The organism is Rhizobium sp. RHZ01, from assembly GCF_014851595.1.
GTDB classification, from domain to species: Bacteria; Pseudomonadota; Alphaproteobacteria; order Rhizobiales; family Rhizobiaceae; genus Rhizobium; species Rhizobium altiplani.
The window spans coordinates 1-12750 of the sequence record NZ_JACUZZ010000059.1; the positions used below are offsets into that span (position 1 = coordinate 1).

The following is a 12750-nucleotide window of genomic DNA, read 5'->3' on the forward strand; positions in this document are numbered from 1 at the left end:
GAAAGTTCAGGCCCGCTAGGACCAACCGCTCTGCGCATCGTCACTGCGGTGTTGCAATCACCTCAATGGCAAACGAGGCCGGTGCATCATAACCGATGCACCGGCCTCGCAATGTATAAGCCCCGCTGTTGGCGGGGCTTGATGTCTCATGTGGCTCAGCTTGCCTTTGGTGGCGCGGTGGTCCGCGGTGCGCCCGGATTGTAGCCGCCGCCGATGGCGACGTTGAGGGCGACATAGTCCTTGGCCATCTGCTGGATGGCTGCAGCAAGACTTGCCTGGGCCAGCGACACCTGGCGCTGCGCATCGAGCACATCGAGCAGCGAAGACGCACCGTCCTTATAGCTGGCGGTCGACAGTTCCAGGGTTTCCTGCGTCGTCTTCACCTGGGCGCGCAGCGCTTCCACCGTCTGGGCGTCGCGGCGCACCGCCGAGAGCGCGTTCTCGACCTCTTCGACAGCGCTTAGCACCGTCGATTTCCAGGCGAGATACTGCGTCTTGGCATCGGACTTGGCGATGTCGACATTGGCGCGCAGGCGGCCGCCGTCGAAGATCGGCAGCGTCAGGGTCGGGCCGAAGGACCAGCTGGTCAAGCTGCCGCCCGAGACGCCGGCCACCTTGACATAGCTCGGCGAGATCGAACCCGACAGGGTGATCGTCGGGTAGAGCTGCGAGATGGCAACGCCGATATTGGCGGTAGCGGCGGCGAGATTCCGCTCGGCGACGCGAATGTCGGGCCGGTTGCGGATCAGGTCGGCCGGGACGCCGGAGGCAATGCCGCCGCGGAAGATCGGCTGCGGTGCGCCCTTCAGGAGCTCACCGAGCAGTGAGCCGGCCGGCTGGCCGAGCAGCGTGGCGATGTGGTGGGCGGCGACTCGGATATTGGTTTCCAGACCGGGGATTTCGGCCTGCGTCGACTGCACCAGTCCTTCGGCCTGGACGACGTCGAGGCGTGAGGCGGCGCCGGCTTCGAGCTGGAACTTGGTCAGCTCGTAGGTTTCCTGGCGCGACTTCAGGTTGGCGCGCGACAGTGCCAGGCGCTCCTGGAAGAAGCGCAGGTCGATGTAGGAGTTCACCAAATCCTGCAGGAGGGTGAGCTTGGCGACGTCGGCGCTGGAATAGGCGGCATCAAGGCTTGCCTGTGCGCTTTCCTTGGAGCGGCGATACTGGCCGAAGAGATCGAGTAGCCAGGAGACGTTGGCTTCGCCGGCGCTGATGTTGGTGGCGCCGCCTGAGACGCTCCGCTCACCCATCGTGCCGCTCGTGGTGTGGCTGGCACCGACCAGCAGGCTCGGCAACGAACCGGCGCCGGCCACGGTGACGCCGCCAGCTGCGGCGTTGATGCGTTCTAGGGCCTGCTGTACCGAGAGGTTCTGGTTTAGTCCCTCGCCGACCAGGCCGTTCAGCCTGGTGTCACGATAAGCCGTCCACCACGCTGCCGTCGAGACGTCGCCTATGTTCTTGGCGCCGCCCTCGCTGAACTTCGACGGAAGCGGCATCTCCGGAGGAACATGATCCGGGCCGCTGACACAGCCCGCGAGCAAAAGCAGAAGCGCCGGAGAGGCAAAGCGAAAAGATGCCATTAAAAATCTTCCTGTAACTCGACCAAATCTATTCTTGTCAGAAGCCTTCATGCTTCGCTATCGGCCGCGCTTCGCTCAAATGAGAAACACCATCCCGAAGCAGTCGGCGGCAATGTATCAACGAGTCTCCTCTTCTCACAGTGCATTTATATCACACTCACGCTTCATTTTTTTGCGTCCGCGAGAAGATCCGGCGGATGACAACGAAGAATGAGGGGACAAAGAAGATGCCGAGAGCCGTTGCTGCGAGCATGCCGCCGAGCACTCCGATGCCGATCGCGTTTTGCGCTGCAGAACCGGCGCCGGTTGCGATTGCAAGCGGTACGACGCCTAGAATGAAGGCAAGCGATGTCATGATGATGGGGCGTAGGCGCAGGCGCGCTGCCTCAAGTGTCGCCTCTAGCAGTCCCATTCCCGTTTCCATTCTGTCCTTCGCAAACTCCACGATCAGGATCGCGTTTTTCGCGGCAAGACCTATGGTCGTAAGCAGGCCGACCTTGAAGTAGACGTCGTTCGCCTGGCCGAAGAACGTTGCGGCAGTGAGGGCCCCGAGGACGCCGACCGGTACGGCCATGATGACGGAGAACGGGATCGACCAGCTTTCGTAAAGCGCTGCCAGGCAGAGGAAGACGACGAGGACGGAGATCGCGTAGAGCATCGGTGCTTGCGAACCCGACAAACGTTCCTGGTAGGAGATACCTTGCCAGGCGACGGTGTAACCGCCGCCCAGCTGCGCGGTCAAAGCTTCCATTTCATTCATCGCGTCACCCGAGCTTACGCCCGGTGGGGACGCGCCGTCGAGCGGGATGGCGCTTACTGCGTTGAAGCGGGCGAGCGTCGGGGCGCCCTTGACCCATTCTGTGCGGGTGAAGGCGGAGAAGGGCACCATCTCCCCGCTCGAGTTGCGGGCATACCAATGATCGAGATCGTCAGGCTGCATGCGGAATGGCGCATCACCCTGCACGTAGACCGGCTTGATCTCGCCGTTCAGCGTGAAGTCGTTGACGTCGCGGCCGGTAAAGATCACCGAGAGCATCGAATTGACCGCGGAAATATCGACGCCCATCGCGCCGATCTTCTCCTGGTCAATGACGATCTTCATCTGCGGCTCGACTTCCTTGTTGTTGCTGCGGAGGGCAACGACCTTGCCGCTGGTGTTGGCCATCTGGATCAGCCGCTTCGAGGCAGCATCCAGCGCATCGGTGCCATGACCGCCGGTGTCGACGAGATACATGGAGAAGCCGCTCGAGACACCGAGACCCTGGATCGCGGGCGGCAGCAGCGCGAAGACCTGCGCCTCGCGGAAGGTGAAGAAGGTCTTGAGCGCCCGCGTCACGACAGCCTGGGCATGCAGGTTTGGTTCCGTGCGTTCCGAGAAATCCTTGAGCTTGGTGAAAACGATGGCGCTGTTCTGGCCAGAGCCATTGAAGCCGAAACCAAGCGCGCCGAAGACGGACTGGACGGCATCCTTCTCGTTCTCGCGGTAGTATTTCTCGACCTTCTCGACGACAGCTTGCGTCTGCTGTGTCGTCGAACCCGGAGGGGTGGTGACGATGGTCAGCAGAACGCCCTGGTCTTCCTGAGGAAGGAACGAGCTTGGCAGGCGATTGAAGAGATAGGCGCAACCGACGCCGATAAGAAGGAAGACGAGCATGACGCGGATCGGCCGCTTCAGCAGGTAACTGATGGTCCTGACATAGCCGTTGGTGGAGCGCGTGAAGTTGCGGTTGAACCAGTCACCGATGCGGTGCTTCTTGTGCTCGCTTACAGGCTTTAGCATCGTCGCGCAGAGCGCTGGCGTCAGCACGATCGCGACGAGGGCAGAAAGCAGCATTGCCGAGACAATCGTCACGGAGAACTGGCGATAGATGATGCCGGTTGAACCGCCGAAGAAGGCCATTGGAATAAAGACGGCCGTGAGGACGAGCGCGATACCAACGATCGCGCCGGTGATTTCGCCCATCGACTTCTCGGTCGCTTCGAGCGGCGACAGCTTCTCTTCCGTCATGATGCGTTCGACGTTCTCGACGACGACGATCGCGTCGTCGACGAGGAGGCCGATCGCCAGCACCATGGCAAACATTGTCAGCGTGTTGATCGAATATCCCGCCATGGCGAGAATGCCAAAGGTCCCGAGCAGAACCACCGGCACGGCGATCGTCGGAATAAGCGTTGCCCGAAGATTCTGCAGGAAGATCAGCAGCACGATGAACACGAGAACGATGGCTTCAATCAGCGTGTGCACGACCTTCTCGATCGACAGCTCGACGAACGGTGTTGTGTCGTACGGATAGGTGATTTCCACGCCTTCCGGCAGGCCGCGGCTGATGGTGTCGAGGGCAGAGCGTACGCGGGCGGCAGTATCGATGGCGTTGGCGCCGATGGCGAGGTTGACGGCAAAACCGCTCGATGGCTGACCGTTGTAACGGGAGGAGCCGCCATAGCTCTCCTGGCCGATCTCGATGCGTGCCACGTCGCTGAGGCGCACGGTGGAACCGTCCTTTTCGACCTTCAGAATGATGTGCTCGAAGTCGGAAACGGTAGTGAGCTGGCTCTGCGCCGTAATGGTCACGTTGAGCTGCTGGCCTTCAACTGATGGCTGGGCGCCAAGCGATCCAACGGAAACCTGGGTGTTCTGTGCTTCGATTGCGGAGGTCACGTCGCCTGTCGTCAATTGGTACTTCAGCAGCTTGTACGGATCGAGCCAGACGCGCATGGCGTAGCCGGAGCCGAAGATATTGATGCTGCCGACGCCTTCCAACCGCTGGATCTGATCTTCGATGGACGTCGACATGATGTTGCCGAGGTCGACGGAACTGCGCTTGCCGTCGGTCGAAACGAGCGAGCCGACGAGCAGGATGCTCGACGTCGAGCGGGTGACGCTGATGCCAGCGTCAATGACATCGCCCGGCAGCTTGGACTGCACGAGCTGGAGCTTGTTCTGGACCTGAACCTGCGCGATGTCGGGGTCGGCACTGGTGCCGAACGTCAGCGAGATGCTGGCAGAGCCGGTCGACGAGGTCGAGGTCATGTAAGTCAGGTCGTCGAGGCCGGTCATGCCGTCTTCGATGATGGTCGTCACCGATTTCTCGACCGTTTCGGCACTCGCTCCGCGATAGGTCGCGTTGATCCGCACCGTCGTCGGCGCGATATCGGGGTATTGCGAAATCGAGAGCGTAAAGATCGCGAGCAGGCCCGCGAGCATGATCGTAATCGCGATGACCCAAGCAAAGATCGGGCGTCGGATGAAAAACTTGGCCATTGGCTTACTGTTCCTGTGCGGCTCTGATCACGGTTCGTCGCGAATTACTTCGCGGCGGGCTTCTGCGCTTCACCGGATGCGGCCTGATCAGCGGGCACGACGATGCCCTTGTCATTGATTTTCATCGGCATTGGCTTGACGGGCATGCCTGCCGTAATCGACTGCAGGCCACTGACGATCAGCTGGTCGCCGTCCTTGATACCCTCGGTCACAAGCCAGGCGTTGTTCGAAGGAGATGCGTTTTCGAAGATGCGGGTTTCGACCTTGCCGTCGGCTGAGACGAACTGCGCGGTCAGCTCCCCATTTGCATTTCGGCTGGTGGCAAGCTGCGGCAGCGCATAGCCTTGCTCCGCGCCGAGTTCCAGCGTCGCGCGGACATACATGCCGGGCAAGATGATGTGATCTGGATTCGGGAAGCGCACGCGGATGATAAACGTCCCGGTCGTCTCGCTGACGACGGACTTCGACATGTCGAGCGTGCCCTTCTGGTCATATTCCTTGCCGTTTTCGAGGATGAGGCGGAAGGCGGCATTGCCGGCGTTGCCCTTGACCTCGCCGCTGCGGATCGCGTCGCGAAGCCGCAGCAGGTTGGTGCTCGACTCCGTCAATAGAATGTAGACCGGGTCCAACTGGCGCACGGTGGTGAGCGCCGTCGTCTGGTTGGCCGCGACGACGTTGCCGACGTTGTATGCCGTCTGGTCGATAACGCCGTCAAACGGCGCAGTGATCTTCGTGTGGTCGACATCGATTTCGGCGGCAGTCAGCGCTGCCTTCGCGGATTCGACCTCGGCCTGCGCCTGCAGAAGGTTGGTGCGTGCGGTCTCAAGCTCGATCTGCGTCGCGCCCGAGCCGACTAGGCGCTGGTAACGATCGAAATTGCTTTGCGCGCTGGGAACGCTGGCTTCGGCCTTGGCAATGGCGGCGCGCGCTTGTGCAGCGGTTGCCAGGTAAGGTGCGTCTTCGATCTGATAGAGGACGTCGCCCTTCTTGACTTCGCCACCTTCCTTGAAGGGGATCTCGCGGATGATGCCGCTCACCTGCGGGCGAATGTCGGCGATCTGCGAAGCCTCGGCGCGGCCAGGCAGGATCGTGGTGACGGGGAAGGTGGCCTTCGTCAGGGATATCACGCCAACCGGCGCGGCTTGCTGGGCGGCGGCTGCACCCGCGGCCCCGGCCGCGCCCTGCTTGTTGCCGCTGTCGCTGCATGCGGCGAGGACGCCGCCGATCGCGAGGGCGGAGGAAACGAGGAAAATGCGCCGTATCATAATGAATTCCTTGTGCGGTGGCGTCCGAACCAGTGACCTTCTTCAACAAGCAAGGCCGATCGTCGATCCAGAATCAAATGCCACTGATCCGAATTTAAGAAAGACTTTACGAAGTGACGTAAGTTATGAATCGTCACTTAGCAAGCGCTATTTTGCAGTGCGGCATCCACGAAAATGACGATCTGCTTTGCGCGCTGGACAAGTGTGTCCTTATCATCACGGGCGATCAGAACGGGATGCAGGACACTCGCCAGGACATCGGCAACGGTGTTGGCGGCATCTGCGGCGCTACTGCAGTGATAGCGACCTTCGGCGACACCTGCTCGTATGATTTCATCCAGTTTCCGGACGATGCGCTCCCTATATCGATTGCCGGCCTCGAGCTTGGCCTGCACCGTCATCAGGACCATTTCAAAGATGTAGGGGTTCTGCTGAATGTCCTGCAGGTGGCTGTCCAGCAGGCGCAAGACAAAGCGCAGCAACCGCTCATTCGGCGGTAGCTCATCGTCAAAGGTCGCGAAGCGGTCAGCTACATCGCCCAGATGGCGTTCAGCGATGGCATCGACGAGGGCAGCTTTCGAGCGGAAATGCTTGAAGACGTTGGCAGGCGACATTCCAAGCGCGGCAGCAATGTCGGCGATCGAAACGGCGACAAAGCCGCGTTGCCGGAACAACAATTCCGCCATGGACAGAATGTCTTCACGAGTCTCTTCGGCCTTACGTCTTGGCCTGCGTGCCATCCATTCCCCTGCCGGCACGAGGCCGGCCCCCAGTTTTCCAGATGCTAGCGCTAAGGACGGAAAGCCTGCAAGCTAATGTTGCAGGCTTTCTATGGCGCGACTTTAAGAGAAGTAGACGGACAGATTCTTGCGGACGCGCTCGACCGGCGTCGCGCCGCTGTCGTCGGGAACGAAGCGTTGCGCCGTGATGCTCTCGTAGGCCTTGATGTAGACCTCGGAGGTCTGCTGGATCAGTTCGACGGGAATTTCCGGGATTTCGTCCTTGTAAGGATCACAACGCTCCGCGACCCAGGCGCGAACGAAGTCCTTGTCGAAGCTTGTCGGGCGCGCGCCTGCCTCGAAACTTGACTGGTAGCTGTCGGCAAGCCAGTAGCGGCTGCTGTCGGGTGTGTGGATTTCGTCCGCGAGAATGATGTTGCCGTTCTCGTCCGTGCCGAACTCATATTTGGTGTCGACAAGGATGAGCCCGCGCTTGGCCGCAAGTTCCTGGCCGCGGGCAAAGAGAGCCAGCGCGTAACGCGAGAGCGTTTCCCATTGTTCCTTGGTCAAGAGCCCGCGCTCGACGATCTCGGCAGGCGTCAACGGTTCGTCGTGGCCGCCATCGAATTCCTTGCTGGTCGGCGTGATGACTGGGGTCGGGAGTTTCTGGTTGTCGCGCATGCCGTCCGGCAGTCGCATGCCGTACATCTCGCGCTCGCCCTTCTTATAAAGAGTGAGGATCGAGGTCCCCGTGGTGCCGGCGAGATAACCGCGAACGACGATTTCCACCGGCAGGATATCGAGACGCTTGCCGATGACAACGTTCGGATCGGGATAGTCGAGAACGTGGTTGGGGCAGATGTCCTTCGTCGCCTCGAACCAGTAGCGGGCCGTCTGCGTGAGGACCTGGCCCTTGTAAGGGATGCAGGTGAGGATGCGATCGAAAGCACTCAATCGGTCTGTGCTGATGATGATGCGGCGCCCATCCGGCAGGTCATAGTTCTCGCGAACCTTGCCACGGTAGTAATTGGGGAGCTCTGGGAAATGGGCTTCGGAGAGGATTCGCACGGGCTCGACCATCCTTCTGCGTTGATCGGGAACTTTTCCCCTGCTCTAGTTCCATTGCCGGGGATGTCAAGCAAACCGGCTCCTAAAGCCAGAAGAGATAGATAAGAAGTAGGGTAAGACTATAGCTCAGCACGGTCAGAGGCGCGCCGGCCTTCAGAAAGTCACTGAAGCGGTAGCTTCCGATCCCCATGGCAAGCGTATTGTTGTGGTGGCCGAAGGGTGTCAGAAAATCCAGCGAGGCGCCCGCGGCGACGGCGATCAGATAGGCCGATGGAGAGTGATGGCCGCCTGCTGCGAAGGCAACGGCGATGGGGCTCATGACGATTGCGACAGTCGCGTTGTTAACAAAAGGCGTCAGGAGCATCGACAGAAAGAGAACAAGCGCCACCCCCACGGCGGGTTCGGCCAGCGACACCATGGAACCCAGCGCCGCCGCGATGAGTTGGGCGGTGCCAGTTGTCGCGACGGCGGAACCGATCGGGATCATTGCGCCGAGCATGATGATGATCGGCCAGTTGAGATCAGCCATCGCCTGGCGAATGTTGAGGTAATTTAGGAGTGCTAGGACAAGCACGACGCCTGCAAAAGCAATATCAGGCGTCACGAGTTCGAAGGCCGTCGCGGCGACGCCTGCGGCGAAAATGGCAAAAGGCTGCCAGGACGATGCGGACATTCGGGACGGCGGCTGCGACGCCAGCGGGAGGCATTCGCACTCCTCCAGCGCTTCGGCGATCGCCCTTTGCTCGCCCTCCAAGACCAGAATGTCGCCGATCGACAGTTGCAGGTCGGCGAAGCGCCCCTCGATCCGTGGCGAGCGCATGGAGAGTGCCGATATCGTAACATCGCGGCTGCTGAACACCTCGAGAGAATGTAGCCGCGAGCCGACCAACGTGCTTTCCGGCATTACGACGGCCTCGACGTAATCGAGATCGGCAGAATCTGCGCTCGGGTGGCGCTCCGGAAGCAGGGTTCCGGACGAGTAAAGCCTATCAAAGACTGTCTCGTCTGCTTCGGCCAATAGCAGGTCGCCCGCCTCGACAACCAATTTGTCGGGCGTGCCGAAAACAAACTTGCCGTCACGCACGAGCGTATGCGGCTGCAGCGAGAAGCGATCCGGCAGGTCCGAAAGCCGAGCACCGATCAGCGAGGAGCCCGGTGGGATATGTCGTTCGGTGATCCTGCGTCGCGGTGGTGAAACCGGCTCAGCGGAGAGCGCCTCTCCATCCTTTTTCGGAAATAACCGCGGTGCAAGCCACGCGGTCATGATGATGCCGACGACGGCGACCGGCAGCCCGACATAGGCAAAGTCGAAAAGTCGAAAGCCGCTGCCGTTTGCGTTTGCCCAGGCGTTGCTGACGAGCATGTTCGCGGGCGTGCCGATCAGCGAGACGATGCCGCCCAGGAGCGCGGCAAAGGAGATCGGTATAATCAATTGCCGTTTGGGTATCGCGAGCAGGGCACTCACGCGCAGCGTCGCCGGCAAAGCGATCGAAAAGGCGCCGATGTCGTTCATGAAGATCGAGATGAAGCCGGTTGCGCCCGACAACGTCGCGATGACGGCGATATCCGAAAATTTGGCTCGCACGAAAAAATCCGCGAGCTGATCAAAAAGCTGCGCCCGTGCAAGGACCTGTACGATGAGCAGGATCTCGACGACCGTGATGACCACCGGGCTTGCAAAACCGGAGAAGATCTGTTCGGCGGAATAGAGGCGGAGGGCATATCCGGCGAGCAGCCCGGCAATCGCGACCACTTCGATACGAAAACGCTCCAACGAAAACAGGATGAGCATCGCAAGCAGGAGGATCAGCAAGGATGCTTGCTCGAACGTCATGGTTTGCCCCGAACCTCAATCCATCAAGAGACTGTAGCGGTTCGGCTCGCACTGTATAGAGCGAAATGTTGCAATCCGCGCTCCACGCGACCGTGCATTCAGACTGCGGGGCGGCGCCAGGTGCCGGTCTCGGTCATCTCCAACATCGGGGTAGAAAAGACGCCGACTGTTCTTTCCCGCCATTGCGGTCCGACAGCATCGAGCGTTTCGCACCAGCGGCGGGACTGCAACATGGCGGCACCGATCGCAACAGGCTCAATGCCGCAGCCGGCAAGAAGCTGCAGCCCGGAAACGATCGAAGTGCCACTGGAAATGACGTCGTCGATCAGCGCAACACGCCGACCCTCCAGCAGCGGCAGCATGCGAGGATCTATATAAAGACGTTTCTGTTGGGTGGGGGTGGTAATCGAGATGAGCGCCACGGACAGGTCGTCGCGGTACCAGAACTTTCGGGACGTTCCGAGCGGCACATATCGTGTATGCCCCAGCTTCTGCGCCACGGCGGCTGCGAGCGTCAGGCCAAGGGTCGGTAGGCCGGCAACAACTTCCACCTCGAAAGGCTCCAGTTTCTCGGCAAGCGATCGAGCCAGGACATCGAGAACCTGGAAGCTTGCCTGGTTGATGATCAGGGAGGCCAGCGCATGCTGCCCGTCTGCCAACACGCGTACAGGCAGGCGAAGCTGCCGCCCATCATCCAGTTCGGCGATATAGGACGCCGAGACATCGCCGTCGCTTCTAAAGGTGCCCGGGCTGTGGATCTCCTGCCAAAACTCGTGCGCCGCCAATTCCGTCATGCACTCAATTCCATCTTGCCGTTTCCACGCCGGAACTCTGGCGCAATTCTCTTAGTTCCGCATCCGTCAAGGCACGCACCGCACCCTTTGGCAGCTCGCCGAGCGCCAGGCCACCGATCGCAACGCGCACGAGACGGAGGCATTCGACATCCAGGGCTTCCAGCATGCGGCGGATCTGGCGGTTGCGGCCCTCATCGAGTTCGACCTCGATCCAGGCATTCCTGTCGCCGCTCCTCAACAGCGTCGCCGACGTCGCCTTCAGAATTTCGCCGTCATGGCGGACCCCATAAGTCATCTGGGCCAGCATCTCCATGTCCATGATCCGGTTGACCTGGACATGGTAGGTCTTGGTGACATGGGTGAGCGGATCGAGCAGCGCCTGCGCGAAGACGGTATCGTTGGTAAAAAGCAGCAAGCCTTCGCTCGCCTTGTCCAACCTTCCGACCGGCGAGAGGTGCGGAGCCTCGAAATCCTTGAGGCAGTCGTAGACGGTCGGCCGGCCCTCGGGATCATCGCGCGTCGTGACCAGCCCGCGCGGCTTGTTCAGCATCAGGTAGATCTTTGCCTCGGCGACCACTTCGGTACCGTCGACGCGGATCTTCGCGAATGCCAGGTCTACCCATGCGGAAATATCGGTGACTTTGCGTCCATCGACCGACACGCGACCTTCCAGGATTAGCCGTTCGGCCTGCGTGCGCGAACAGTGCCCGAGCTTGGAGAGCGCACGCGGCAAAGTTACCCGCTTGCCGGATGTCTCCCCGTTCGGTCTGGCGCGTTCGCGCGATTTCTGAGGTGAGCGCCGCTGCCTCACACTGTTTCTTCCCGTCATTGCCGTTGATCAGGTTCTGACATGAACAGGGTCACGATGCCAGCAAGCCATCGACAAAACGCGGGGATAATAAGAGGTTCAAAGTGCTGCGTGACGAAAGCGCAAAAAGCGAGATGGCGCTTTGCGCGCCATCCAATTCGTCTTGGGGAGAGGGCAGAAAGCCTCAGTGGCTGGCCATGTAACCGGCGAGTTCCTGACGGCTGATAACGACACCTGCCGCTGCCTTGGCGGGGTCCGGATGGGTGTAGGACAGGGAAGGCAACTCGGGCAGTTCGAGAGCTTGACGCGTGTTCATGATGCCGACAGCCCTGCGGCCGTTGACGCCATCAACGCTGACTTCGACTATAAAATGGGCTCCCTTGCACTCCACGAATAGTCCTCCCTCTTATTCTACCGGCCGTAGTAACGGCAAAACTTGGTTTTTCTAAGACCAAAGTATTACGAGCCGCACTAAACTTCGGATCACTGCGGCTCGCGATGAATGCGGGGCGTTTCCGCTGTCACCATATCAGCGCCACCAATGACGTGGTGGCTCTTGACTGCCGGCCAAGAGATAGCCGGCTAGAAAGCCGATCGCACCGGCGAGCGCCAACGCGGTCGTCGTCGCAGCAGGATGCTCGCGGGCGGCGCCTGCGGCAGCCACACCTTCTGCCCGGATCTGCGCTACCGCGCTCTTCGCGCGGGGAAGGGCGTCCTCATAAGCCTTGCCTGCCCGGTCACGCACCTCATAGTAAGCCTCTGCGCCCTGCGCCGAGATCATTTTCTGCAGGCGGGACACTTCTTGCTGGAGTGCGGCGATATCCTTGCTGACGGATGCTCTGATGTCATCGGTAGTGGCAGCCATGTCTTTCTCCTTTTCCTTACACGAACGAGAACACGAAAGAGCTGCGATAGGTTCCGCGAGATTTGATCCGTAAGGGGGCAGATGATCCAGTTTCGCGGAGTTTCAACCCTCCAGCGCCGCTTTTGCGCGAGCGGGAAGGAACAGAACTTCGCTGATAGGGCGCTACACGACCATCTGATCGAGGAATTTGGAGCCCCGCTGGAGGGCCGTTCAAGATCCCAAACGCGGTCTCTAGAAAATCCCACTTGAGAATCAATCTGTTACAAAAATGTCAAAAAACTTTGTCTGGCGCTGTTGACTTAGAAAAGGGGTAGGATCTATAAGCCCCCTCACTGAACGAGGGCGGCGGCGCTGCTGGCGACGAAGCCCTTCGCTCTCAAGTTTCTTTTAAGATTGGCTTTGTTGCTGATTGGTTCCTTGGGCTTTTGGGTTTGAGGCGAGGAAATTCGACCGGGGTATCTGGTCTGTTATTTGACAATTGAAGATGAGAAGAAAGAGAAACGTGGGCGGCGGAGCTTGCGGGACCGGAAGAGATTTCGGTTCTTGAAAGAGACT

General features: G+C 60.1%; 10 protein-coding genes. All 10 read right to left on the reverse strand.

Features of this window, described 5'->3' with window-relative positions:
* Positions 1–155: 155 nt before the first annotated feature.
* Positions 156–1580, reverse strand: coding sequence for an efflux transporter outer membrane subunit (locus IB248_RS30485; RefSeq protein WP_018860333.1), 1425 nt, complete (start codon positions 1578–1580; stop codon positions 156–158).
* Positions 1581–1737: 157 nt separating this feature from the next.
* On the reverse strand, positions 1738–4842 hold the full coding sequence (locus IB248_RS30490) for an efflux RND transporter permease subunit (protein ID WP_018860332.1): 3105 nt from the start codon (positions 4840–4842) through the stop codon (positions 1738–1740).
* A 44-nt stretch (positions 4843–4886) separates the two neighbouring features.
* A complete protein-coding gene (locus IB248_RS30495; protein ID WP_018860331.1) occupies positions 4887–6107 on the reverse strand; it encodes an efflux RND transporter periplasmic adaptor subunit in 1221 nt (406 codons plus the stop codon).
* A 137-nt stretch (positions 6108–6244) separates the two neighbouring features.
* The gene (locus tag IB248_RS30500; RefSeq protein ID WP_018860330.1) at positions 6245–6847 is read right to left on the reverse strand and encodes a TetR family transcriptional regulator; all 603 of its coding nucleotides are present in this window, start codon (positions 6845–6847) and stop codon (positions 6245–6247) included.
* Positions 6848–6949: 102 nt separating this feature from the next.
* Complete coding sequence (locus IB248_RS30505) at positions 6950–7894, reverse strand: phosphoribosylaminoimidazolesuccinocarboxamide synthase (RefSeq protein WP_026372222.1); 945 nt, start codon at positions 7892–7894, stop codon at positions 6950–6952.
* An 82-nt stretch (positions 7895–7976) separates the two neighbouring features.
* Positions 7977–9728 (reverse strand): SLC13 family permease, encoded by a 1752-nt coding sequence (locus IB248_RS30510; protein ID WP_018860328.1) that lies wholly within the window; start codon positions 9726–9728, stop codon positions 7977–7979.
* Positions 9729–9826: 98 nt separating this feature from the next.
* Complete coding sequence (locus tag IB248_RS30515; protein WP_018860327.1) at positions 9827–10522, reverse strand: phosphoribosyltransferase; 696 nt, start codon at positions 10520–10522, stop codon at positions 9827–9829.
* 4 nt (positions 10523–10526) lie between these two features.
* Entirely contained in the window at positions 10527–11333 is an 807-nt protein-coding gene (locus IB248_RS30520) for a pseudouridine synthase (protein ID WP_026372221.1), read from the reverse strand.
* Positions 11334–11514: 181 nt separating this feature from the next.
* Complete coding sequence (locus IB248_RS30525; RefSeq protein ID WP_037218028.1) at positions 11515–11721, reverse strand: hypothetical protein; 207 nt, start codon at positions 11719–11721, stop codon at positions 11515–11517.
* A gap of 138 nt (positions 11722–11859) precedes the next feature.
* The gene (locus IB248_RS30530; protein WP_018113492.1) at positions 11860–12195 is read right to left on the reverse strand and encodes a hypothetical protein; all 336 of its coding nucleotides are present in this window, start codon (positions 12193–12195) and stop codon (positions 11860–11862) included.
* Positions 12196–12750 lie beyond the last annotated feature (555 nt).

What these genes read in the sequence shown, in the direction of transcription:
- IB248_RS30485 (WP_018860333.1), bottom strand. Translation starts at nt 1,580, where the DNA reads ATGGCATCTTTTCGCTTTGCCTCTCCGGCGCTTCTGCTTTTGCTCGCG.
- IB248_RS30490 (WP_018860332.1), bottom strand. Translation starts at nt 4,842, where the DNA reads ATGGCCAAGTTTTTCATCCGACGCCCGATCTTTGCTTGGGTCATCGCG.
- IB248_RS30495 (WP_018860331.1), bottom strand. Translation starts at nt 6,107, where the DNA reads ATGATACGGCGCATTTTCCTCGTTTCCTCCGCCCTCGCGATCGGCGGC.
- IB248_RS30500 (WP_018860330.1), bottom strand. Translation starts at nt 6,847, where the DNA reads ATGGCACGCAGGCCAAGACGTAAGGCCGAAGAGACTCGTGAAGACATT.
- IB248_RS30510 (WP_018860328.1), bottom strand. Translation starts at nt 9,728, where the DNA reads ATGACGTTCGAGCAAGCATCCTTGCTGATCCTCCTGCTTGCGATGCTC.
- IB248_RS30515 (WP_018860327.1), bottom strand. Translation starts at nt 10,522, where the DNA reads ATGACGGAATTGGCGGCGCACGAGTTTTGGCAGGAGATCCACAGCCCG.
- IB248_RS30530 (WP_018113492.1), bottom strand. Translation starts at nt 12,195, where the DNA reads ATGGCTGCCACTACCGATGACATCAGAGCATCCGTCAGCAAGGATATC.